Origin of the sequence: Pseudomonas sp. P867, from assembly GCF_019891455.1 — a bacterium.
Classification (GTDB): Bacteria; Pseudomonadota; Gammaproteobacteria; order Pseudomonadales; family Pseudomonadaceae; genus Aquipseudomonas; species Aquipseudomonas synxantha_A.
The window spans coordinates 118,294-139,880 of record NZ_JAFLXB010000006.1; the positions used below are offsets into that span (position 1 = coordinate 118,294).

24 protein-coding genes are annotated in these 21,587 nt (G+C 61.0%); 19 read left to right on the forward strand and 5 right to left on the reverse strand.

Features of this window, described 5'->3' with window-relative positions; all coding sequences use genetic code 11:
* Window positions 1-632: 632 nt before the first annotated feature.
* From J1G33_RS27870 to J1G33_RS13220, 4 genes are all read left to right on the forward strand, one after another.
* The gene (locus tag J1G33_RS27870; RefSeq protein WP_228309020.1) at window positions 633-1,331 is read left to right on the forward strand and encodes a hypothetical protein; all 699 of its coding nucleotides are present in this window, start codon (window positions 633-635) and stop codon (window positions 1,329-1,331) included.
* A gap of 109 nt (window positions 1,332-1,440) precedes the next feature.
* A complete protein-coding gene (gene mpl, locus J1G33_RS13210; RefSeq protein ID WP_216090349.1) occupies window positions 1,441-2,790 on the forward strand; it encodes a UDP-N-acetylmuramate:L-alanyl-gamma-D-glutamyl-meso-diaminopimelate ligase in 1,350 nt (449 codons plus the stop codon).
* On the forward strand, window positions 2,787-3,416 hold the full coding sequence (ubiX, locus tag J1G33_RS13215) for a flavin prenyltransferase UbiX (RefSeq protein ID WP_005791790.1): 630 nt from the start codon (window positions 2,787-2,789) through the stop codon (window positions 3,414-3,416). Before mpl ends, ubiX begins: the two co-directional genes overlap by 4 nt.
* On the forward strand, window positions 3,409-3,693 hold the full coding sequence (locus J1G33_RS13220; protein WP_032879282.1) for a YceK/YidQ family lipoprotein: 285 nt from the start codon (window positions 3,409-3,411) through the stop codon (window positions 3,691-3,693). The genes ubiX and J1G33_RS13220 overlap by 8 nt, the downstream gene beginning before the upstream one ends.
* 60 nt (window positions 3,694-3,753) lie before the next feature.
* Here J1G33_RS13220 and J1G33_RS13225 read toward each other — a convergent pair whose 3' ends face one another.
* From J1G33_RS13225 to J1G33_RS13235, 3 genes are all read right to left on the reverse strand, one after another.
* Entirely contained in the window at window positions 3,754-4,395 is a 642-nt protein-coding gene (locus J1G33_RS13225; RefSeq protein WP_032879283.1) for an oxidoreductase, read from the reverse strand.
* Window positions 4,396-4,424: 29 nt separating this feature from the next.
* Window positions 4,425-6,143 carry a C13 family peptidase gene (locus J1G33_RS13230; RefSeq protein WP_032879284.1) on the reverse strand — a complete coding sequence of 573 codons (1,719 nt, stop codon included), beginning with the start codon at window positions 6,141-6,143 and terminating at the stop codon, window positions 4,425-4,427.
* A 105-nt stretch (window positions 6,144-6,248) separates the two neighbouring features.
* A complete protein-coding gene (locus J1G33_RS13235; protein ID WP_223018203.1) occupies window positions 6,249-6,704 on the reverse strand; it encodes a MaoC family dehydratase in 456 nt (151 codons plus the stop codon).
* A 185-nt stretch (window positions 6,705-6,889) separates the two neighbouring features.
* Here J1G33_RS13235 and J1G33_RS13240 point away from each other — a divergent pair, with 185 nt between their 5' ends.
* From J1G33_RS13240 to J1G33_RS13255, 4 genes are all read left to right on the forward strand, one after another.
* Window positions 6,890-7,243 carry a CidA/LrgA family protein gene (locus J1G33_RS13240; protein WP_005791782.1) on the forward strand — a complete coding sequence of 118 codons (354 nt, stop codon included), beginning with the start codon at window positions 6,890-6,892 and terminating at the stop codon, window positions 7,241-7,243.
* Window positions 7,240-7,956, forward strand: a complete 717-nt coding sequence (locus tag J1G33_RS13245; protein ID WP_005791780.1) for an LrgB family protein — start codon at window positions 7,240-7,242, stop codon at window positions 7,954-7,956. Before J1G33_RS13240 ends, J1G33_RS13245 begins: the two co-directional genes overlap by 4 nt.
* Before the next feature lie 22 nt (window positions 7,957-7,978).
* Window positions 7,979-8,569: an LON peptidase substrate-binding domain-containing protein gene (locus J1G33_RS13250; RefSeq protein ID WP_032879285.1), complete on the forward strand. Its 591-nt coding sequence runs from the start codon at window positions 7,979-7,981 to the stop codon at window positions 8,567-8,569.
* Between the two features lie 100 nt (window positions 8,570-8,669).
* Window positions 8,670-8,885, forward strand: a complete 216-nt coding sequence (locus J1G33_RS13255) for a hypothetical protein (protein ID WP_032881203.1) — start codon at window positions 8,670-8,672, stop codon at window positions 8,883-8,885.
* Here the strand turns inward: J1G33_RS13255 and J1G33_RS13260 are convergent.
* Both J1G33_RS13260 and J1G33_RS13265 read right to left on the reverse strand, forming a co-directional pair.
* Complete coding sequence (locus J1G33_RS13260) at window positions 8,879-10,195, reverse strand: bifunctional DedA family/phosphatase PAP2 family protein (protein WP_032879286.1); 1,317 nt, start codon at window positions 10,193-10,195, stop codon at window positions 8,879-8,881. The two genes, J1G33_RS13255 and J1G33_RS13260, sit on opposite strands and share 7 nt — an antisense overlap.
* 141 nt (window positions 10,196-10,336) lie before the next feature.
* Complete coding sequence (locus J1G33_RS13265) at window positions 10,337-11,020, reverse strand: DNA-3-methyladenine glycosylase (protein WP_223018204.1); 684 nt, start codon at window positions 11,018-11,020, stop codon at window positions 10,337-10,339.
* Between the two features lie 174 nt (window positions 11,021-11,194).
* Here J1G33_RS13265 and J1G33_RS13270 point away from each other — a divergent pair, with 174 nt between their 5' ends.
* The 11 genes from J1G33_RS13270 (at window position 11,195) to lipB (ending at window position 21,575) form a co-directional block, all read left to right on the forward strand.
* Window positions 11,195-12,460: a glutamate-5-semialdehyde dehydrogenase gene (locus J1G33_RS13270; RefSeq protein WP_005791769.1), complete on the forward strand. Its 1,266-nt coding sequence runs from the start codon at window positions 11,195-11,197 to the stop codon at window positions 12,458-12,460.
* Window positions 12,460-13,104, forward strand: a complete 645-nt coding sequence (gene nadD, locus J1G33_RS13275) for a nicotinate-nucleotide adenylyltransferase (protein ID WP_032879289.1) — start codon at window positions 12,460-12,462, stop codon at window positions 13,102-13,104. Before J1G33_RS13270 ends, nadD begins: the two co-directional genes overlap by 1 nt.
* A 66-nt stretch (window positions 13,105-13,170) precedes the next feature.
* Window positions 13,171-13,665 carry a ribosome silencing factor gene (gene rsfS, locus J1G33_RS13280; protein WP_003176298.1) on the forward strand — a complete coding sequence of 165 codons (495 nt, stop codon included), beginning with the start codon at window positions 13,171-13,173 and terminating at the stop codon, window positions 13,663-13,665.
* Window positions 13,666-13,674: 9 nt separating this feature from the next.
* Window positions 13,675-14,142: a 23S rRNA (pseudouridine(1915)-N(3))-methyltransferase RlmH gene (gene rlmH / locus J1G33_RS13285; RefSeq protein WP_003176297.1), complete on the forward strand. Its 468-nt coding sequence runs from the start codon at window positions 13,675-13,677 to the stop codon at window positions 14,140-14,142.
* 15 nt (window positions 14,143-14,157) lie between these two features.
* Complete coding sequence (mrdA, locus tag J1G33_RS13290; protein ID WP_032879291.1) at window positions 14,158-16,056, forward strand: penicillin-binding protein 2; 1,899 nt, start codon at window positions 14,158-14,160, stop codon at window positions 16,054-16,056.
* Window positions 16,057-16,087: 31 nt separating this feature from the next.
* Window positions 16,088-17,191 carry a rod shape-determining protein RodA gene (rodA, locus tag J1G33_RS13295; RefSeq protein ID WP_050549432.1) on the forward strand — a complete coding sequence of 368 codons (1,104 nt, stop codon included), beginning with the start codon at window positions 16,088-16,090 and terminating at the stop codon, window positions 17,189-17,191.
* Window positions 17,192-17,208: 17 nt separating this feature from the next.
* A complete protein-coding gene (gene mltB / locus J1G33_RS13300) occupies window positions 17,209-18,219 on the forward strand; it encodes a lytic murein transglycosylase B (protein ID WP_005791758.1) in 1,011 nt (336 codons plus the stop codon).
* Entirely contained in the window at window positions 18,219-19,223 is a 1,005-nt protein-coding gene (locus J1G33_RS13305) for a septal ring lytic transglycosylase RlpA family protein (RefSeq protein WP_014720084.1), read from the forward strand. Before mltB ends, J1G33_RS13305 begins: the two co-directional genes overlap by 1 nt.
* Window positions 19,224-19,403: 180 nt before the next feature.
* Window positions 19,404-20,561, forward strand: coding sequence for a D-alanyl-D-alanine carboxypeptidase family protein (locus J1G33_RS13310; protein WP_005791754.1), 1,158 nt, complete (start codon window positions 19,404-19,406; stop codon window positions 20,559-20,561).
* Between the two features lie 85 nt (window positions 20,562-20,646).
* Window positions 20,647-20,928 (forward strand): DUF493 domain-containing protein, encoded by a 282-nt coding sequence (locus J1G33_RS13315; RefSeq protein WP_005791752.1) that lies wholly within the window; start codon window positions 20,647-20,649, stop codon window positions 20,926-20,928.
* Window positions 20,928-21,575, forward strand: a complete 648-nt coding sequence (gene lipB / locus J1G33_RS13320; RefSeq protein ID WP_032879294.1) for a lipoyl(octanoyl) transferase LipB — start codon at window positions 20,928-20,930, stop codon at window positions 21,573-21,575. The genes J1G33_RS13315 and lipB overlap by 1 nt, the downstream gene beginning before the upstream one ends.
* The last annotated feature ends 12 nt before the right edge of the window (window positions 21,576-21,587 follow it).

Sequence of the window (21,587 nt, forward strand, 5' to 3'; positions counted from 1 at the left end):
GAATAACTCAGTTATTGCCGATGGCTCAAGTTTTGTCGCACAGGCTTTAAGGTTTTTTATCGCGCCATGTAATCACGTCGCCCCGGAACGCTGCACGTTGTTTTAAGCACTGATGGAATAAGGGCAGAGCATCACGTGCCCTTAATCACAGTTGTTTGAAACTTCTAGGGTGACAACACATGAACATTACAAGTCCAATAACGACTCCTGTGCTACAACTCCCTGTTCAACTTGACGTTACGCTCACGTCCCAACCGCAACCCTTAACCGCGGGCTGGGGCGAACCGATGGACCCCACTCAGCCTGAGCCTGGCACGCAGTTGTCTGCGCAGGAGACTGATCAAACGCCGAAGGTGCGCATCAAGCGTGGAATTTTTGGACGGCGGTTCGGGGGAGGATCCCGCCCCACGCCTCACGTGCCGCCCACGCCATCGCCCAGAGTGCCGCCTGCTCCGGTCAGTCCCTCGCCCACCCGGCCCCAAACCACGGCGGGTGGGAAAAAGCCGACGACAAGCCACGATACCCCTGGTGCCAGTGCGACCGCGGGCAGTTCAAGCCAGTCAACCGCAGGTAGACTCAAGGACGTGCTGACCAAGGGGCCTCAGACGCCCCCCCGCGGTGGGACCGCCCCTGTGAAACAGGACGATTCACCCAAGGTCAGCATGGCCGATGTCACCCAGCGACTGTTGGATGCCGACAGGCTGGTCAAAGCGGGCGTTATTTCTACATCACCCTCTACCAGCAAGACGGTCAAGGACGCGTTCATCAATGCAGGCGTCAATGGTATGGTCAGCGCGCCGATCAATGTGGGGGCGTATGCCGGGTCCGTGGCCGCGGGGGAAGCGATCAAGGGCCAATACGTGCCGTCGCCAGTGGCGCCACCGCCACCGCATTTGCCCGGCGTTGCACAGCCCGATCAGAAGCCCATGCCGCAAACCGTTGCGCCACCCGCACCCGATGAGCCTGCGCCGGGAGCCACGCGCCATCTGGATCGGGTAGAGAAAGTGGTGCTGGAGTTTGCCAATGTCGTCATGACGCTGGCGTCGGGCAGCACCGCAGACCGGCTTGCCATTGGCGACGCCTGGCCCAAGGAGCGTGGGGCACGCTTGACTAACCTGGAGCAGTTACTGAGCGTTTCAGAAACCCATATGAGGCAAGTGGCTGAGGACAACGGCGTTATTTTCAAACCTCACATCGAGTCGTCAACATCTCCCAGTACCGGGGGACGCTTAGGCGTAATAGAGCGTCGGTATGACGCGATGGAAAAAGCGGCCGAACGAATCATGACCTTGAAAGACGCTGAGCTTAAAAAAGCTGGCACCACGGTTTAAGACATCCCTTTTGCCCGTCGGATCCTACCGGCGGGCGTTTCGCCCTCAGCTAAAGCGTGCGAACTTTCCCACCCTACGCTAACCTGCCTCGATGTTTACGAGGTCGACTATGCACATTCATATTCTGGGTATCTGCGGTACGTTCATGGGTTCGATGGCGGTTCTGGCCAAAGAGCTGGGCCATCACGTTACGGGCTCCGATGCCAATGTTTATCCGCCCATGAGCACGCAGCTGCAGGCGCAAGGTATCGAGCTGACCCAAGGTTATGACCCCTCGCAATTCGACCCGGTGCCGGATCTGGTAGTGATTGGCAACGCCATGTCCCGCGGCAACCCAGCGGTCGAGTACGTGCTCAATAAAGGTTTGCCTTACGTCTCAGGCCCTCAATGGCTGGCTGATCATGTGTTGCAAGGTCGTTGGGTATTGGCGGTGGCCGGCACTCACGGCAAGACCACCACCAGCAGTATGCTCGCCTGGGTGCTGGAACATGCGGGCATGAGCCCGGGCTTCCTGATCGGCGGCGTGCCGCAGAATTTCTCGGTGTCGGCGCGCCTGGGCGATACGCCGTTTTTCGTGATCGAAGCCGATGAATACGACAGCGCGTTTTTCGACAAGCGCTCCAAGTTCGTCCACTACCGTCCGCGCACAGCGATCCTGAATAATCTGGAGTTTGATCACGCGGACATCTTTCCCGATCTGGCGGCTATTGAGCGGCAGTTTCATCACTTGGTGCGTACCATCCCGAGTGAAGGCTTGGTCATCCACCCGACCACTGAACCGGCGTTGCAGCGCGTGATCGACATGGGCTGCTGGACGCCGGTGCAGACCACCGGTGTGGACGGGCAATGGCAGGTCAAGTTGCTCAGCGAAGACGGCTCCCGGTTTGAAGTGCTGTTCGAAGGCCAAGCCCAAGGCGTCGTGGAGTGGGATATGACCGGCCAGCACAATGTTGCCAACGCGCTGGTAACCCTGGCGGCTGCACGGCATGTCGGTGTGGTGCCGGCCATGGGCATCGCGGCCTTGAGCGCATTCAAAAGCGTCAAGCGGCGCATGGAAAAAGTCGCCGACGTGAATGGGATTACCATCTACGACGACTTTGCCCACCATCCAACAGCTATCGCCACTACGCTCGACGGCCTGCGCAAGCGCGTTGGCGATGCCCAAATCATTGCGATCGTCGAACCGCGCTCCAACTCCATGAAGCTGGGTGCGCACCGCGATGGCCTGCCGGAAAGCGTCAACGACGCCGACCAGGTGGTCTGGTACGCGCCTGCCAACCTTGGTTGGGACCTGCCGGGGATCGCTGCTCTGTGCACCGTGCCTTCGACCGTGTGTGATTCGCTGGAAGGCATCATTGAGCATGTGAAGCACTTGGCCAGGCCCGGCACCCATGTGGTAGTCATGAGCAACGGCGGCTTTGGCGGCTTGCACGGCAAGCTGGCCGAGGCGTTGAAATGAGCGGCCCCGAACGTATCACCCTGGCAATGACCGGCGCATCCGGCGCGCCTTACGGCCTGCGCCTGCTGGATTGCCTGGTACGTGAAGACCGTGAAGTGCACTTCCTGATTTCCAAGGCCGCCCAATTGGTGCTGGCGACCGAGACGGATGTGCAATTGCCGGCCAAGGTGCAGATGATGCAAGCGTTCCTCACCGAATACACCGGTGCGGCGGCGGGGCAGATCAAGGTCTATGGCAAGGAAGACTGGATGTCGCCCGTAGCTTCGGGCTCCGGCGCGCCGGCGGCGATGGTGGTGGTGCCATGCTCCACCGGCACCCTGTCGGCGATTGCCACGGGCGCCTGCAATAACCTGATCGAAAGGGCGGCGGACGTGACCTTGAAGGAGCGTCGCCAATTGATCCTGGTACCGCGCGAAGCACCGTATTCGAGTATTCACCTGGAACACATGCTCAAGTTGTCGAACATGGGCGTGACCATCTTGCCCGCGTCGCCGGGCTTCTATCACCAGCCCCAAACCATTGATGACCTGGTGGACTTCGTGGTGGCGCGCATTCTCAACCTGCTGAACATTCCCCAGGACATGCTGCCGCGCTGGGGCGAGCACCATTTGGGCGGTGATGAATAAAACGCTGCTACTACTACTGGCGCTGCAACTGACGGGCTGCGCCACGGCGCGCACCCTGGACGCCGCGCAAGCGGGCGCGCCTGTGGTGTATGCCGGTACGCGCCTGGATTTGTATGCGATCAATGGCGGCTGCTGTGCCAAGGACCGCTTTGGTGCCGAGGCGCCCACCTATCCTCATATCGACCTGCCCGCCAGCGCGTTGCTCGATACGCTGCTGTTGCCACTGTCTTTGTTGACCGTGCTGGGCGTGGGCTTCAACGCCACTGGCGGACTCTGAGAACTACACGAACCCAATGTGGGAGGGGGCTTGCTCCCTCCCACATTGGGATTGGCGTTCTTACTTGCCGAGCTTGCGCAGCTCATCCGACTCCACCACCCGTACGCCATCCTGTTCTTCCAGCGCCAGGCGCCACATGGCGCGAGCCAGTTCGCAGACTTCGATGCCGTGGTACTTGCCCGGAATCAAACGCGACAACGGCCCGGCCAGCTGTTCGGCCAGACGCGGTTCCAGCCGCTCCCCCAGCAGCAAGGAAGGTCGCACGATGGTCAGTTGCGGCCAGTCCTGGGCTTTGAGTGCCTGCTCCATTTCGCCCTTGACTCGGTTGTAGAACACTGAGGATTTCGGGTCGGCGCCGATCGCACTGATCACGATCAGATGCCGCGCACCCAGTTCCCGAGCGCGCTTGGCGAAGGCCACCACCATGTCCAGATCGACCGCACGGAACGCCGTTTCCGAGCCGGCTTTCTTGATCGTGGTGCCCAGGCAGCAAAAGGCAATGTCCACCCGGCCGCTCAGTTGCGGCAGGAACACTGCAGGGTCGCCCACCGGGTTTTCCAGGCGTGGGTGTTCAGCCAGCGGCTTGCGGCTCGGCGCCAGTACACGGGTCACGGTGGGTTCGTTGAGCAGGCGATCAAGCAGGTGTTCGCCGGTGAGGCCAGAGGCCCCGGCCAGCAAGATATGCTGAGGTGTCAGGTACATGATGTTTCCCCCTTGTTACACATTACAGCTTAGTTGCCTTTGGCTTCCTTGCTATTCATTGAGACGCTTTCGAGCGCCTTTCGTGCCTGCTGTTTGCGTAATAGTTGCCAATGGGCGATCACGCCTTTGGGTGCCCATATCTGCGGTTCTGAGGCTTCGAAGTTGTCCGCCTGTTCGCGTTCGGCCACATGCAGTTGTGCCAGTTTGAACGCGTGTTGCAAATCGTCCGTTTGGTTGAAGGCTTGTGCGAAAAGGGCATCGCCAAAGTAGGTAAAGTCCGCCTCTTCTGAACAGCCAAAGGACACGCGATCCGCACGGGATGCCGTCATGATCAGCGTGCGCTCATCTTTCAGGGCCGGAATGAAACCGCCGGAGTAGCAGGCGGAAATCACGATGATCTTGTCGCGGTTTTTCAACGGCGCCAGCACGGCGGCCAGTTCATCGGCGGGCAGGTCGGCCAGTTCCATGCGCGGCTGGTCGAGCACCAACTCATGTTCATGGGTGCCGTGGCTGGTCAAGTAGATGAACACCAGGTCTTCGGGCCCGGTACGTTCGGCCAGGGTTTGCACGGAACGCCGCAGGCTTTCGCGGGTGGCCAGCGGACGGTCGGCGATGTGGTCACGGTGGTTGACCAGGCGGACCTGCCCGCGCGCGCCGAAGCGGGTGGTGAGCAGGTTGCTGACGTAATCGGCTTCGCGCAGGAACACGCTTTGCTTGCCGTCACCTGCCAACGCCAACGTATAAAGCTCGACGGCAGGTGTCGAGGCCGGAACGGCGGCCAGGGCCTCGTCGAGCAAGCGGCCTTGGGCCAATAGGCCGGTTTCCAGTGGGTCGGGCAGCAACTTGCCATCGGCATCGCGCACGCGCAGGCCATTGACCCAGGTGCCGGCCTGCACGGTGCCGTCGGTGAGCACGAGGGTGCCACGCCCCTGATAGTTGTCGCTGTCGAAGCCACCGATATAGAAGCTGCCATCGGTGAGGTTCAGGCGCCCCTCACCGGTAAAGCGCCAATCACTGAACTGACCGACGTAGTGGCTGCCATCGGCGCCAATCAATTCGCCTTTGCCACTGAGGGCGCCTTCCTTGAACTGGCCGATCCATACGTCGCCGTCGGCGTTTTCATAGCGGCCTTTGCCGTTGAGTTGGTTCTGCTTGAATTGGCCGATATAGATATCGCCCTCAGCGCTATTGAAGGTGCCATTGCCTTCCAGTTGGCCATCGACAAAGTGGCCGCTGAACTGATTGCCGCTGTCGTCATTGCGCTGGCCTTCGCCATTGGGCTTGCCGTGGGCAAATTGGCCCTGGTACTGGCTGCCATCGGCCAATTCCAGGCGACCGAGGCCTGCGTACTGGTCGTCCTTGAACTCGCCGCGATAGGTCATCTGCCCTTCTTTGAGGGTGCCTTCGCCATTGCGTCGACCGTTCTTGAAGCTGCCGACATAGCTGCTGCCCGTGGTAGTCAAGCTGCCCTGGCCATCAAACAGGCCCTGCTGGAACTGGCCTTTATAGACTTCGCCATTGCTGCCATGCCATTCGCCCTGGCCGTGCCACTGGCCTTTATCGAACTGGCCGGCGTACCAACTGCCGTTGGGGTAGTCCACGCGGCCCTGGCCTTGCAGCAGGCCGTTGACCACATCGCCACGGTAGCGGCCGCCATCGGGCAGGCGCGCATCGGGCGGCAACAGCGATTCGCCGTCTCCGCAAGCGGTCAGCAACAGGGCAAGGGCAAGGGGAGCGAGTGGGCGCATAGCGGGATCCGGATAATTGAGCGCCGAGTATGCCGCAGCCGCGAGATTCATACATAAATTTACATACACTGTGGCAAGGTTTATTGCCTCGCCACAGGGTCGGCCTTACACGAAGCAGAGTGACAGCGACTCGGCAATATAGGCAGATTTCTCCTGGCCTTCGATTTCCAGGGTGGCGGTGGCCTTGAACAGCCATTGGCCGGGTTTTTTCTCGGTGACGTCGGTGAGCGTGACGTTCAGGCGCACCTTGGAGTCGACCTTCACCGGCTGGATGAAGCGCACACTGTCCAGGCCGTAGTTGACGGCCATTTTCAAGCCCTCGGGCATGATCAGGATGTCTTCCATCAGCTTGGGCATCAGTGACAGTGACAGGAAACCGTGGGCGATGGTGCTGCCGAACGGGGTTTGTGCGGCCTTGACCGGGTCGACGTGGATGAACTGATGATCGCCGGTGGCCTCTGCGAACAGGTTGATGCGCGCCTGGTCGATGGTGAGCCATTCGGAACGTCCCAGTTCCTTGCCGACATAATCTTTGAGCTGCGCTACGGGTACATAGGGCATTGCGTCTCTCCTGGGTTCATCATTTTTATCCCCCGTTGATAAGGGGTTTTATATGGGATACAGAGAACCAATGTAGATCATCATGGGCAAATGGCCCGGTCAACCCAACATGCTTTTGGCGAATGCCTGGGCATAGGGCGGGCGTGCTTATAATGCGCATGGGCTTTGAGGGGGGAGAGAGCGGGATGCTGTTACGTGGCCTGACTTGGCTGGTGCTGTTTCAATTGATCGGTACGGCGATCAATCATTTGCTGTTGCCGGTACTGCCGGGGCCGATCATCGGGCTGCTGCTGATGCTGGGCTTTCTGGTCTGGCGCGGTGAAGTCGGCGAGCCGCTGAGCCTGGCGGCCGGCAGCCTGTTGCGTTATCTGCCGTTGCTGTTGGTGCCGCCCGCCGTGGGAGTGATGGTCTACGCCAAGGACATTGTCGCGGACTTCTGGGCTATCGTCGGGGCGCTGGTGTTGTCGCTGGTGATCGCCATGGGCTTTGTCGGTGTGCTGATGCAGCAGATGGTCAGGCGCAAGGAGAAGGACCAATGATGCTTGACTGGCAGGGCGCCTGGACGGCGGTCATTCATCATCCGTTGTTCGGCATCGGTATCACCCTGGGCGCCTATCAGTTGGTGCTGGCGGGGTACGAGAAAACCCGCTGGATCTTCCTGCAACCGGTGCTGGTGTCGATGTTGCTGGTGATCGGTGTGTTGCTCGCCTGTGGCCTGAGTTACGCCGAGTACCGCGAAAGCACCGAGATCATGGGGATCCTGCTGGGGCCTGCAACGGTGGCATTGGCGGTACCGCTTTATCTCAACCTGCGGCGGATTCGCCAATTGTTCTGGCCGATTTTTACTACGCTGGTGGTAGGCGGGGTGCTGGCTACCGGCTTGTGTGTGCTGTTGGGGTGGTGGTTCGGTGCCGAACACAGGGTGCTGATGACCATGGCACCCAAGTCGGTGACGTCGCCGATTGCCATGCTGGTCGCCGAACAGATTGGTGGCGTGGCGGCATTGGCGGCAGTGTTTGTACTGATCACCGGGGTGGTCGGCGCGATGATCGGCCCGGCGTATCTGTCGCGCCTGGGCGTGCACAGCCCTGAAGCGCGGGGCATGGCGCTGGGCATGACCGCCCATGCGGTCGGCACCTCGGTGGCCCTGCAGGAAAGCGAAGAGTGCGGCGCCTTTGCGGCGCTGGCCATGAGCCTGATGGGCGTGGCGACGGCGGTGTTTCTGCCGTTGGCCGTGTCGGTAATTGTTTAACCCGGGTTTTAAGGAAACCGTTATGAGTCTGGCGCTGTTCCCACTCAACACTGTGCTGTTCCCAGGCTGCACCCTCGACCTGCAGATATTTGAGGCGCGCTACCTGGACATGATCAGCCGCTGCATGAAAAAGGGCGAAAGCTTTGGTGTGGTGTGCATCTTCAATGACCAGGAAGTGGGCATAGCCCCGGACGGCTACGCGCTGATCGGCTGCGAAGCGTTTATTCGCGACTTCAAACAGCAGGACAATGGCCTGCTGGGGATTCGTGTCGAGGGTGGCCGGCGTTTCCGCGTACTAGACGTCACGGTGCAGAAAGATCAATTGCTGGTGGCCGAGGTTAAATGGTTGGAGGAGATGCCGGATCGGCCTCTGGAAGAAGAGGACGCCGACTTGCTGGCGCTGCTGGAGGCCCTGGCGGAGCACCCGATGGTGGCTTCGCTGGAGATGAACGCCCATGCCGAAAGCCAGCAGGCCCTCGGCAACCAACTGGCGTACCTGCTGCCGTTTACCGACGCCGATAAGGTCGACTTGCTGCGAATTGACGATCCGCAGCAGCGGCTGGATGCCATTCAGATGTTGCTGGATGAATTGCAGGGTGAGTTGTTCACCTGAGATACAGAATTTTCTGCGGTTGCTTTCGGATTTTGCTACGTCATTTCAGGCGCGGCGCCTGCAATATTTTCCGATCACACCATAATGATCGGGGATGACCATGATTCGTCTGACACCATCGGAACAAGTCGCCTGGGACACGTATTTTGTCAGCGTGACCACGCAATTGCTCCAGCAGGACGCCACCCGGGGCGCAGAGTACATCGCAGAGCGCGCCGCCGACATTGCCGACGAGATGCTGCTGGAGCGACGCGAGCGTTGCGTGGAGCGTCGCTCTGCTTCAGTGGACTGGATTGGCCCGGCCAAGGGTCAGTAGGCGTACCTGAGCAATGCATGGGAGGTGCCGGTGAATGCAATGAAGCCGAGCACCGCCACCACCGCCGGCAATACCAGCCACCAGGCTTTTTGCGTCATTGCCGGCAGCGGGCTGCGGTACTGGATCACGGTCAGGCTGAACGCACACACCGTCATGGCCAGTAGCGTGCCTGCGAGGATGTCGCTGGGCCAGTGAGCGCCCAGGTAAACCCGCGACAGAGCAATGAATGCGGCGGGTATGCAGCCCAGCAGCATCCAGGTCAGGCGCAATCGCGTGGGTTGGCCGCGACCGGCCAATACCGCGAGCGCCAGGAAGAACGCAAAAGCGCCGGAGGCATGGCCGCTGGGCATACTGAAACTGGTCAACGGGTCGGTCAGAATCTCCGGGCGGCCGCGGGCAAAGAACAGCTTGGTGCCGGTGTTGATCACCGCCGCGCCTGCCAGGGTCGCTCCCACAAACAGCGCGTGGCGCCATTGCCGGGCCACAAACAACAGGGCGGTGAACACGGCGCTGGCGACGAACATTTTCTTGAACTCGCCCAATTGCGTGATCCGCACCATCACCTCATCCAGCCACGGGCTGCGATGCTCCTGCACCAGGGCGCTCAGGCCCTGATCGAAGTCATTGAGATGCGGGTAGCCGATAAACAGCGCGATCAGCAGGGTCAGGCTGGCACAACCGATCCACAACGTTGCGCGACGATGGGCGCGCAGGCTGCTGTTCAAACTCAATCCCAATAGCGCCGCCAGGCACGCCGCGACAATCGCCGCTTCCGGCCAGAAACCTTCCGGCAAGGGCAGGCGGAACGCGGCACCGGCTGCCCAGCCCGGCAGCAGATACGCCACTGACCAACCGGCGGCGGCGATCAGGCTGACGATCGCAAAGCGCGGGAACGGCATGTCGCACATACCGGCGACCATCGGCAGCATGGGGCGCAATGGCCCGATGAAGCGCCCGACCAGCAAGCTGGCGATTCCGTACTTGTGGAAGTAGGTTTCTGCGCCATTCATCCATTCCGGATGATGTCGCAGGCCCGGCAAGCGCCGGATGTTCTGATGGAAATGTCGGCCCAGGTAGTAGGAAACCCCGTCGCCCAATAGACCGCCGAGGAAGCCCAGCAGCAGGGTTTCACTCAGTGACAACGCACCGCTGCCGGCCAGTGCGGCAATCGCAAACAGCAATACCGTGCCCGGCACGATCAGCCCGGCAATGGCCAGGCACTCCACGCACGCGACAATAAACACCGCGGCTGCCAGCCATTGCGGGTTCAGGGTCAGCCAGCCGGTGATGCTATCGAGCCATTGGCCCATACAATCCACTCCATAATGAGACGGTGAATTTCCACTGTGGGAGCTGGCTTGCCTGCGATGGCTGCGGCATGGCCAGCATGGAAGTTGCCTGGCCCACCGCTATCGCAGGCAAGCCAGCTCCCACATGGGATGTGTCGCCCGTTAGATCAAAAAATAATCGCGGCCTTCGACCTGCCCGCGGCGCAGCGGGTTCCGCGTGCAATACGGCGCATAGCCGGCATCGACGAAGCGGTACATCAAGTGTTCATCGCGCCCGCTGGGAATGCCCAGCCGGGTGGTCTGGATAATCTGTGTGGGCACCTGGCCCACATCTTCGACATACAGCAGTTCCTGATCGAAGCGCTTGGCGTCCCACATCGGCACTTTCAGGCCCAGTGCCTTGCACAACAGGGTCTGCCCGGCGCACAGCTTCTGCGCCGGGCGCGGGCTGCCGTCGGGGTTGGGGTTGTTCAACAGCATTTGCGCCAGGCTCGCCGGCCCGCAGAGTTCATCGACCCACGGGTAAGCCGACTTGATCAGCACGGCATTCCCCGGGCCGTGGGCGCTGAAGTTCAGGGAATCACCGCCCCTGGCGTAGTACATATAGATATGACCGCCATCCAGAAACAAAGCCTTACGCTTTTCTGTGTAGCCCAGCGACGCATGGCTGCCTTTTTCGGCCACGTAATAGGCTTCGGTTTCAATAATTCGCGCCGAAAGCCAGAGATCACCGACACGGTGGCGAATGATTTTCCCCAACAGTTCTTGCGCGAGCAGTTGTGCATCGCGGTCGAAGAAGCCGTCGGGCAGGGCGCTTGCGGGGAGTGGGGCGTTAAGTCCGGGCATGGCGTTCAGGGTTATTACGGCTAAATGTGACGGAATAATAACAACTCTCACCTTAATTACCGCTGAACCCCGGGTTTTTACAGTTCATTTCGACCATCCGCCCCTCACCGCTGTCAGTCGAGCGGCGTCACAGCTATAATCTGCCGCTTTCCTCTTTGCCAAGACTCCCTGACCATGACTGAGTCCGTTCTTGACTACATGACCCGCCTGGGTCGCGCTGCCCGTCAGGCCTCGCGGTTGATCGCCCGTGCGAGCACTGCGCAGAAGAACCGTGCGCTGCTGGCGGCTGCCGATGCTCTGGATGCTTCGCGCTCCGAGTTGACCGCTGCCAATGAACTGGACTTGGCCAACGGTCGCGCCAATGGCCTGGAACCTGCCTTGCTGGATCGCCTGGCACTGACCCCGGCACGTATCGACGACATGATCGAAGGCCTGCGTCAGGTGGCCAAGCTGCCTGACCCCATCGGTGAAATCCGCGACATGCGCTACCTGCCGTCCGGTATCCAGGTCGGCAAGATGCGCGTGCCGCTGGGTGTGATCGGCATCATCTACGAGTCGCGTCCGAACGTGACCATCGACGCCGCGAGCCTGTGCCTGAAGTCGGGCAACGCTACCATCCTGCGAGGCGGCTCCGAGGCGATCAATTCCAACCGTGCTATCGCCGCCTGCATCCAGCAAGGCCTGGCCGTGGCCGAGTTGCCAGCTGAAGTGGTGCAAGTGGTGGAAACCACCGACCGCGCGGCTGTGGGCGCGTTGATCACCATGCCGGAATTCGTCGACGTGATTGTGCCCCGTGGCGGCAAGAGCCTGATCGAGCGCGTCAGCCGGGATGCCAAGGTGCCAGTCATCAAGCATCTGGACGGCGTGTGCCACGTCTTCATCGACATCGCCGCCGACCTCGACAAGGCGATTCGCATTGCCGACAACGCCAAGACCCACCGCTACGCGCCGTGCAACACCATGGAAACCCTGCTGGTGCACGCCGGCATTGCCGAGCGCGTGCTGCCGCCGCTGGCTGCCATCTACCGTGACAAGGGCGTGGAACTGCGTGGCTGCGAGCGTACCCGTGCACTGCTCGGCAGCGATGTGATCGAAGCGACTGAACAAGACTGGTACACCGAATACACGGCGCCGATCCTGTCGATTCGCATCGTCGACGACCTGGATCAGGCCATCGAACACATCAATAAATACGGCTCCAAGCACACCGACGCCATTGTTTCCGAGCATTTCAGCGATGCCCGGCGTTTCCTCAATGAAGTGGACTCCGCTTCGGTGATGATCAACGCCTCGACACGTTTTGCCGACGGCTTCGAGTATGGCCTGGGGGCGGAGATCGGTATCTCCACCGACAAGCTCCATGCACGCGGCCCGGTTGGCCTTGAAGGGCTGACCAGCGAGAAGTACGTAGTGTTCGGCGACGGCCATGTGCGCACTTGATGGCTAAACGCATCGGGCTGCTCGGCGGTACTTTCGACCCCGTGCACATCGGCCATTTGCGCAGTGCCCTGGAAGTCGCCGATGCCCTGGCGCTGGACGAGGTGCGGCTGCTGCCCAATTTTCGGCCGCCGCATCGCGATACGCCGCAGGTGTCCGCGCAACAGCGTCTGGAAATGGTGCAGGTGGCCGTAGAGGGCATACAGCCGTTGATGGTGGACGACCGCGAGCTCAAGCGCGATAAACCGTCCTACACTGTCGACACCCTGGAGCTGATGCGCGCCGAGATGGCCGCAGATGACCAGTTGTTTCTGCTTTTGGGCTGGGACGCATTTTGCGGCCTGCCCTCTTGGCACCGCTGGGAGGAGCTCCTCCAGCATTGCCACATCCTGGTTTTGCAACGCCCGGATGCCGACAGCGAACCGCCGGATGCCTTGCGCAACCTGCTGGCCGCGCGGTCGGTAAGTGACCCCTTGGCCCTGACCGGGCCGAACGGGAATATTGCATTCGTCTGGCAGACCCCGCTTGCGGTGTCCGCCACCCAGATCCGTCAACTGCTGGCCAGCGGTAAGTCGGTACGTTTCCTGGTGCCTGACGCGGTCCTGGCCTACATCGATGCGCACGGGCTTTACCGTGCGTCGAACTGAAAAGGCGCGCTTGAACGCACGAACCGTGCAGCAAGCGCCCGAACATACGAGCAAAACGAGTTTTATATGACGAACAAAGACGTAAGCAAAGTTAAGCGCAAAGGCACCTTCAAAAGCGCACCGCTGCCGGTTGAAGCCCACGTGGGCCCGGAATTGGCTGGCGAAGAGCTGGTGAAAGTGGCCGTGGCCGCCCTGGAAGACGTTAAGGCCCAGGACATCCAGGTGCTGGACGTACGCGACAAGCAAAGCATCACCGACTTCATGATCATCGCCACCGGTACCTCCAACCGCCAGATCGGCGCGATGCTCGACAAGGTTCGCGAAGCCGTCAAAGCCCAGGGCGTGAAGCCTCTGGGTGAGGAAGGCAAGGGCGACAGCGACTGGGTACTGCTGGACATGGACGATGTGATCGTTCACATGATGACCTCCAACGCCCGCCAGTTCTACGACCTGGAACGTCTGTGGAAAGGCGCCGAGCAGAGCCGTGCCGCCGATGGCAAGCACCACAGCCCGGAAGTGGGCCACGCGCACTTCGACAAGCTCAACAAAGACCAGGAATAAGGAACGGCTGTGCGCCTGCGTCTGATCGCTGTCGGTTCACGCATGCCCAAGTGGGTGGAAGAAGGCTGGCACGAGTATGCCAAGCGTCTGCCCGCTGAGCTGTCGCTTGAACTGGTGGAAATACCGCTCAATACCCGGGGCAAGAACGCCGATGTGGCGCGCTTTATTCGCCAGGAAGGCGAAGCCATGCTGGCCAAGGTCGGCCCCAACGAGCGTATCGTCACTCTCGAAGTGCACGGCAAGCCCTGGAGCACCGAGCAGTTGGCGGTGGAACTGGATCGCTGGCGCCTGGATTCGCGTACGGTCAACTTCATGGTCGGTGGCCCCGAGGGGCTGGCGCCGGAAGTCTGCGCGCGAGCCGATCAGCGCTGGTCGTTGTCGGCGCTGACATTGCCGCACCCGTTGGTAAGGATTCTGATCGGTGAACAGCTGTATCGCGCCTGGACAGTCCTGTCCGGGCACCCTTACCACAAATAGTCTGCGCTGCCCCCGATGACCCAGCCGATCCGCATCAAGGACCACGAGAAAGACGCACGTCTGGTACGCGCGCGGGTGGTGTTCGGTGCGATTTTGGTGGTGGCGTTGATGTGCGTGCTGATTGCGCGTCTGTATTTCCTGCAGGTGATCCAGTACGACTATCACTCCACGCTGTCGGAAAACAACCGGGTGCATGTGCAGCCGATTCCGCCGACCCGTGGGCTGATCTTCGACCGCAATGGCGTGGTGGTCGCGGATAACCGCCCCAGCTTCAGCCTAAGCATGACCCGTGAGCGTTCCGGCGACTGGCAGCAGGTGCTCGATGTGATTGTCGAGGTGCTGCAACTGACGCCGGAAGACCGGGTGATCTTCGAGAAACGCATGAAGCAGGGGCGCCGGCCGTTCGAGCCGGTGCCGATCCTGTTCGAGCTGACCGAAGAGCAGATCGCCCGAATCGCCGTGAACCAGTTCCGTCTGCCGGGTGTGGAAGTGGTGGCGCAGTTGGTGCGCCACTATCCGCAAGGGGCGCACTTTGCCCACTCGGTCGGCTATATGGGGCGGATCAACGAGAAAGAGCTTAAAACCCTCGACCCGGTCAATTACAGCGGCACCCATCATATCGGCAAGACCGGCATCGAGCGTTTCTACGAGCCCGAGCTGCACGGCCAGGTGGGTTACGAAGAAGTCGAGACCAACGCCCGCGGCCGCGTCTTGCGCGTGCTCAAGCGCACCGACCCGATACCGGGCAAGGACATTGTGCTGAGCCTGGACATCAAGTTGCAGGAAGCGGCCGAGATGGCCCTGGGTGGCCGGCGTGGCGCCGTGGTAGCGCTGGACCCGAAAACCGGCGAAGTGCTGGCGATGGTCAGTCAGCCGAGTTTCGACCCTAACCTGTTCGTCACCGGCATCAGCTTCAAGGCCTACGCCGAGCTGCGCGACTCCATCGATCGACCGCTGTTCAACCGCGTATTGCGCGGCCTGTATCCACCGGGTTCGACCATCAAGCCGGCGGTGGCGATCGCCGGCCTGGATTCCGGCGTGGTCACGGCCTCCAGTCGGGTCTATGACCCCGGCTACTACATGCTGCCCAACTATGATCACAAATACCGTAACTGGAACCGCTCCGGTGACGGCTATGTCGACCTGGACACCGCGATCATGCGCTCCAACGACACCTATTTTTACGACCTGGCCCACAAGCTGGGGATCGATCGCCTGTCTGCCTACATGGGCAAGTTCGGCCTCGGTCAGAAAGTCTCTCTGGACATGTTCGAAGAGTCTCCCGGCCTGATGCCGTCGCGGGAATGGAAGCGTGCGACGCGCCGTCAGGCATGGTTCCCGGGTGAAACCCTGATCCTGGGGATCGGCCAGGGCTATATGCAGGCCACGCCGCTGCAACTGGCCCAGGCCACGGCGCTGGTGGCCAATAAAGGCATCTGGAATCGGCCGCACCTGGCCAAGACCATCGAAGGCGAAAAGCCGGTAGACGACAACCCGATTCCCGATATTGTGCTGCGCGACCCGTCGGACTGGGCCAAGGTCAACCACGGCATGCAGCAAGTCATGCACGGCGCACGGGGTACCGCACGCAAGGCGGCAGCCGGCGCGCAATACCGCATCGCCGGCAAGAGTGGTACGGCCCAGGTGGTCGCGATCAAGCAGGGCGAAAAATATGACCGTTCCAAGGTTCAGGAGCGTCACCGCGACCACGCCTTGTTTGTCGGCTTCGCCCCGGCTGACGACCCGAAAATCGTGGTCTCGGTGATGGTCGAGAACGGTGAGTCCGGCTCTGGCGTCGCGGCGCCCGTGGTGCGGCAGATCATGGATGCCTGGCTGTTGGCCGAGGATGGCAAGCTCAAGCCCGAATATGGCGGCCCCCCATCAAGCCCCGAGGTTACGGCCCGTGAAGAGTAATTTTGACCGCATCCTCTCCAGCGAGGATGTGATGCGTCGCCGTGCGACGTTGCTGCAACGCATGCACATTGATGGCCCCCTGCTGATCCTGCTGCTGACCTTGGCAGCCGGCAGCCTGTTCGTGCTGTATTCGGCCAGCGGCAAGAACTGGGACCTGCTGATCAAACAGGCGTCCTCGTTTGGCCTGGGCCTGTTGTCGATGGTGGTGATCGCCCAGCTTGAACCACGCTTCATGGCGCGTTGGGTGCCGCTGGGGTATGTCGCCGGCGTGTTGCTGCTGGTGGTGGTGGATGTCATGGGCCATAACGCCATGGGAGCCACGCGCTGGATCAACATTCCCGGGGTGATTCGCTTCCAACCGTCGGAATTCATGAAGATCCTGATGCCGGCCACCATCGCCTGGTACTTGTCCAAGCGCACCTTGCCGCCACAGCTCAAGCACGTGGTGATCAGCCTGCTTCTAATCGGCGTGCCGTTTATTCTGATCGTGCGCCAGCCTGACCTTGGCACCTCATTGCTGATTCTGGCCGGTGGCGCGTTCGTGCTGTTTATGGGGGGCTTGCGCTGGCGCTGGATCCTCAGCGTGCTGGCCGCTGCCGTCCCCGTGGCCGTGGCCATGTGGTTCTTCTTCATGCACGACTATCAGAAGCAACGGATCCTGACGTTCCTCGACCCGGAGAGCGACCCGTTGGGCACCGGCTGGAACATCATCCAGTCCAAGGCGGCCATCGGTTCCGGCGGCGTATTCGGCAAAGGCTGGTTGCTGGGCACCCAGTCCCATCTGGACTTCTTGCCCGAAAGTCATACCGACTTCATCATCGCGGTGATGGGCGAAGAGTTCGGCCTGGTGGGCATTTGCGCCTTATTGTTGATCTATCTGCTGTTGATTGGTCGCGGCCTGGTGATTACCGCCCAGGCGCAGACGCTGTTCGGTAAATTGCTTGCCGGCAGCCTGACCATGACTTTTTTTGTTTACGTTTTCGTCAACATCGGTATGGTCAGTGGCCTGCTGCCGGTGGTTGGGGTGCCGTTGCCATTCATTAGCTACGGCGGAACTTCGCTGGTGACATTGCTGTCAGCGTTTGGGGTTTTGATGTCGATTCATACGCATCGCAAGTGGATCGCACAGGTTTGAATAAGGTGAAGATGTCAATGCAAGTAATGCGCGGCTGGGCGACTCGGCATGCGACCTGGATGGGCCTGATTGGGCTGCTGGGTGCAACGCAAGAGGCGCAGGCCGGTGACTACGATGGTTCACCCCAGGTCGCCGAATTTGTCGGTGAGATGACCCGCGACTACGGTTTTGCTGGCGAGCAACTGATGGGCGTGTTCCGCGAAGCCCAGAAAAAGCAGGCGATCCTCGACGCCATTTCCCGCCCCGCCGAACGCGTGAAGCAGTGGAAGGAATATCGCCCGATGTTCCTTACTGACGCACGTATTGCCCGCGGCGTGGACTTCTGGCGCCAGCATGAAGCCGTCCTGGCCCGCGCCGAGCAGGAATACGGCGTGCCGGCCCAGGTCATCGTCTCGATCATCGGCATTGAAACGTTCTACGGCCGCAATACCGGCAGCTACCGGGTGATCGACGCCTTGTCGACCCTGGGCTTCGATTACCCGCCGCGTGCCGAATTCTTCCGCAAGGAGCTGCGCGAATTCCTGCTGCTGGCCCGCGAAGAACAGGTCGACCCGATGACACTCAAGGGCTCGTACGCCGGCGCGATGGGCTTGCCGCAGTTCATGCCGAGCAGCTTTCGCGCCTATGCGGTGGACTTTGACGGCGACGGCCATATCAATATCTGGAGCAACCCCGACGACGCCATCGGCAGCGTGGCCAGCTACTTCAAGCGTCACGGCTGGGTTGGCGGCGAACCGGTGGTTATCCGCGCCGATGTCACAGGTGAGCGCGCCGATGAAGGCTTGACCCAGGGTATCGAGCCGGTCAAGACCGTCGGGGAGTTGCGAGCGCTGGGCTGGTCGAGTCAGAATGCGCCACGCGACGACATGCCGGTGACGGCATTCCGCCTGGAAGGTGCAAACGGCCCGGAATACTGGATGGGCCTGAAGAATTTCTACGCAATCACGCGTTATAACCGCAGTGTGATGTACGCCATGGCCGTGCATCAGCTGTCAGATGAGCTGGTTCAAGCACGGGGCAACAAGTAATGCGGGTATCGCCGTTCAAAAAACCGCTCAAGCTGGTGGCGTTCGCCGCGTTGTCCTTGCTGGTTGCCAGTTGCTCCACCACCCCTAACCGTGCGCCTGCCAAGAAGGCCGGTGGCGCGGTGGTGCGCGCCCAGCCGGGCCTGGACATCAACCGTGCGCACAAAGACGGCGCGCCGTGGTGGGATGTGGATGTCTCGAAAATCCCGGACGCCACGCCGACTCTGCACACCGGCCCCTACAAGGCCAACCCCTACACCGTGCTGGGCAAGAATTACTTCCCGCTGCAGGAATCCAAGACTTACGTGCAGTCCGGCACCGCGTCCTGGTACGGCACCAAGTTTCATGGCCAGAACACCGCCAATGGCGAGGTGTATGACCTGTACGGCATGAGCGCGGCCCACAAGACCCTGCCGTTGCCCAGCTATGTTCGCGTTACCAACCTGGACAACAACCGTACGGTGATCCTGCGGGTCAACGACCGCGGGCCGTTCTATTCGGACCGGATCATCGATTTGTCCTACGCCGCGGCCAAGAAGCTTGGATACGCCGAAACCGGCACTGCACGGGTGAAAGTCGAGGGCATCGACCCGGCACAGTATTGGGCCCAGCGTGGCAAGCCGGCGCCGTTGATGCTTAACGAACCGGCAACCCCCCAACCGCAAGTGACGGCCTCGACCGGCAAGATCGAGCAGTGGACGCCGCCGCCGGCGCAACATGCTCCGGATACCGTCGTCGTCCCTCACGCAGCACCGGGCGCCTCGATGGCGGGCGGGCAATACCTGCAGGTCGGTGCTTTCGCCAACCCGGATGCGGCAGAACTGTTAAGGTCCAAGCTCAGCGGTATGGTCAGCGCGCCGGTCTTCATCAGCTCCATCGTGCGTAACCAGCAAACGTTGCACCGTGTACGCATGGGCCCGATCGGTTCGCCAAGTGAAGTGGCGCAAGTGCAGAACAGCGTCCGCCTGGCCAACCTGGGGCAACCCAGCGTGGTCACCGCAGAATAAGTAACGGATTGATGGCTCAGGTGCGCCTGCGCGCTTGAGTCCAGGTTGTTGGCTCGTTGAACAATAAAAACCCAGGGGCAAGGGGTGAGCGGGCAACCGAACACGTGACAGTCTGGAAGCGGGCTGTCTGAATAGTTTTGCCCGCGAGGGCAAGTTTCCATAAGCAATTTCGAGAGACGGATGAACATCACCACCTTAGCCAAACGCACGTGCCTGCTTATCTCGCTGATCATCACCCCGGCCGCCTGGGCGGTTGAAATGGTGCCGGCCTCCCCGCAACTGGCCGCCAAGTCGTGGGTCCTCATGGACGCCGCCAGTGGCAACGTGCTGGTCGAAAACGGCGGTGATGTACGCCTGCCGCCAGCCAGCCTGACCAAGCTGATGACTGCCTATATCGCGACCCTGGAAATCCGTCGCGGCCAGATCGGCGAGAACGATCCGGTCACCGTCAGCGAAAACGCCTGGCGTACCGGTGGTTCGCGGATGTTCATCAAGGTCGGCTCGCAAGTCACCGTCAGTGACCTGTTGCACGGCATCATCATCCAGTCCGGCAACGACGCCAGCGTCGCCCTGGCCGAGCACATCGCTGGCAGCGAAGATGCGTTCGCCGACGTGATGAACAAGACTGCCGCCGACCTGGGCATGACCAACAGCCACTTCATGAACCCGACCGGCCTGCCGAACCCAGAGCACTATTCGTCGGCTCACGACATGGCGATCCTGGCGCGCGCGATCATCCGCGTTGACCCGGTGCACTACGCGATCTACTCCCAGAAGGAGTTCTTCTGGAACAACATCAAGCAGCCTAACCGCAACCTGCTGCTGTGGCGCGACAAGACCGTCGACGGCCTGAAAACCGGCCACACCGACGAAGCCGGTTACTGCATGGTGTCGTCCGCTGTGCGTGATGGCCAGCGCCTGATCGCCGTGGTATTCGGCACCAACAGCGAACAGGCCCGTGCGGCCGAGACGCAAAAACTGCTGACCTACGGCTTCCGCTTCTTCGAAACCCAGACCTTCTACCAGAAGGGTGCCGAGCTTGCGACCGCGCCGGTATGGAAAGGCGCCACCTCCCAAGTCAAGGCCGGCCTGGCTGACGACCTGACCCTGACCATGCCTAAAGGCCAGCTGAAAAAGCTCGCCGCCAGCATGACCCTGAACCCGCAATTGGTCGCCCCAATCGCCAAGGGCGACGTGATCGGTAAAGTCGAAGTCAAGCTGGACGACAAGGTGGTGCATAGCGCCGACCTGATCGCGCTGGACGCTGTCGAGGAAGGTGGTATCTTCCGCCGCGTATGGGATAGCATCCGTCTATTCTTCTACGGCTTGTTCAACTGATTGTGTGCACCTGCAAAGCCCCGCGTTGATCCAGCGCGGGGCTTTGCCCGTCGCCACGGCTTAGCGCTTACGAGGCTGTTCTGCCATGACCGATAAAGACGTAGAAGTAAAGGCGCCAAAGATCGAATTCCCTGTGACGGATTATCCCGTCAAGGTGATCAGCGATACCGGTGTCGGCCGCAAGGACAAGATTCTCGAAATCGTCAGGAAACACGCGACGATCAACGACAACCGCGTGGACGAGCGTCAAAGCTCCACCGGCAAGTACACCACGATTCAGTTGCACATCGTTGCGACCGATCAGGACCAGCTCTACAACATCAACAGCGAACTGCGGGCCACCGGCTTCGTGCACATGGTGCTGTGATGTCGCACGTTCTGGGCTTTCGCGAGCTCGGCCAGATGGCCTACGAGCCGGTCTGGCATGCCATGCAGCGCTTTACCAACGAGCGCGGCACCTCTGCCCCGGATGAAATCTGGCTGGTGGAACACCCGCCGGTATTCACCCAGGGGCAGGCCGGCAAGGCCGAGCATCTGTTACTTCCGGGTGATATTCCGGTGGTGCAGGTCGACCGGGGTGGCCAAGTGACTTACCATGGCCCAGGGCAATTGGTGGCTTACCTGCTGCTGGATGTGCGCAAGCTGGGTTTTGGCGTGCGCGACCTGGTCAGCCGCATGGAGGCTTGCCTGATCGAGCTGCTGGCCAGTTATGGCGTGACCGCCGCGGCCAAGCCCGATGCACCCGGTGTGTATGTAGACGGCGCGAAAATCGCCTCTCTGGGGCTGCGTATTCGCCACGGTTGTTCCTTTCATGGCCTGGCCTTGAACGTGGACATGGACCTGGCGCCGTTCCGGCGGATCAACCCGTGCGGTTATGCCGGGCTGGCGATGACCCAACTGAGCGATCATGCCACACCGATTAAATTTGCCGAGGTTAGTGCCCGGCTGCGCGCGCAGCTCGTCAAACACCTCGACTATGCAGAGCAGACGACCCTGACGGGCGGAATCGATTGATATGACTACTGA

Excerpts from the sequence above, each read along its gene's own strand:
- mpl (WP_216090349.1), top strand. The coding sequence starts at position 1,441 with ATGCACATTCATATTCTGGGTATCTGCGGTACGTTCATGGGTTCGATG.
- ubiX (WP_005791790.1), top strand. The coding sequence starts at position 2,787 with ATGAGCGGCCCCGAACGTATCACCCTGGCAATGACCGGCGCATCCGGC.
- J1G33_RS13220 (WP_032879282.1), top strand. The coding sequence starts at position 3,409 with ATGAATAAAACGCTGCTACTACTACTGGCGCTGCAACTGACGGGCTGC.
- J1G33_RS13225 (WP_032879283.1), bottom strand. The coding sequence starts at position 4,395 with ATGTACCTGACACCTCAGCATATCTTGCTGGCCGGGGCCTCTGGCCTC.
- J1G33_RS13230 (WP_032879284.1), bottom strand. The coding sequence starts at position 6,143 with ATGCGCCCACTCGCTCCCCTTGCCCTTGCCCTGTTGCTGACCGCTTGC.
- J1G33_RS13235 (WP_223018203.1), bottom strand. The coding sequence starts at position 6,704 with ATGCCCTATGTACCCGTAGCGCAGCTCAAAGATTATGTCGGCAAGGAA.
- J1G33_RS13240 (WP_005791782.1), top strand. The coding sequence starts at position 6,890 with ATGCTGTTACGTGGCCTGACTTGGCTGGTGCTGTTTCAATTGATCGGT.
- J1G33_RS13245 (WP_005791780.1), top strand. The coding sequence starts at position 7,240 with ATGATGCTTGACTGGCAGGGCGCCTGGACGGCGGTCATTCATCATCCG.
- J1G33_RS13250 (WP_032879285.1), top strand. The coding sequence starts at position 7,979 with ATGAGTCTGGCGCTGTTCCCACTCAACACTGTGCTGTTCCCAGGCTGC.
- J1G33_RS13255 (WP_032881203.1), top strand. The coding sequence starts at position 8,670 with ATGATTCGTCTGACACCATCGGAACAAGTCGCCTGGGACACGTATTTT.
- J1G33_RS13260 (WP_032879286.1), bottom strand. The coding sequence starts at position 10,195 with ATGGGCCAATGGCTCGATAGCATCACCGGCTGGCTGACCCTGAACCCG.
- J1G33_RS13265 (WP_223018204.1), bottom strand. The coding sequence starts at position 11,020 with ATGCCCGGACTTAACGCCCCACTCCCCGCAAGCGCCCTGCCCGACGGC.
- J1G33_RS13270 (WP_005791769.1), top strand. The coding sequence starts at position 11,195 with ATGACTGAGTCCGTTCTTGACTACATGACCCGCCTGGGTCGCGCTGCC.
- nadD (WP_032879289.1), top strand. The coding sequence starts at position 12,460 with ATGGCTAAACGCATCGGGCTGCTCGGCGGTACTTTCGACCCCGTGCAC.
- rsfS (WP_003176298.1), top strand. The coding sequence starts at position 13,171 with ATGACGAACAAAGACGTAAGCAAAGTTAAGCGCAAAGGCACCTTCAAA.
- mrdA (WP_032879291.1), top strand. The coding sequence starts at position 14,158 with ATGACCCAGCCGATCCGCATCAAGGACCACGAGAAAGACGCACGTCTG.
- rodA (WP_050549432.1), top strand. The coding sequence starts at position 16,088 with ATGCGTCGCCGTGCGACGTTGCTGCAACGCATGCACATTGATGGCCCC.
- mltB (WP_005791758.1), top strand. The coding sequence starts at position 17,209 with ATGCAAGTAATGCGCGGCTGGGCGACTCGGCATGCGACCTGGATGGGC.
- J1G33_RS13305 (WP_014720084.1), top strand. The coding sequence starts at position 18,219 with ATGCGGGTATCGCCGTTCAAAAAACCGCTCAAGCTGGTGGCGTTCGCC.
- J1G33_RS13310 (WP_005791754.1), top strand. The coding sequence starts at position 19,404 with ATGAACATCACCACCTTAGCCAAACGCACGTGCCTGCTTATCTCGCTG.
- J1G33_RS13315 (WP_005791752.1), top strand. The coding sequence starts at position 20,647 with ATGACCGATAAAGACGTAGAAGTAAAGGCGCCAAAGATCGAATTCCCT.
- lipB (WP_032879294.1), top strand. The coding sequence starts at position 20,928 with ATGTCGCACGTTCTGGGCTTTCGCGAGCTCGGCCAGATGGCCTACGAG.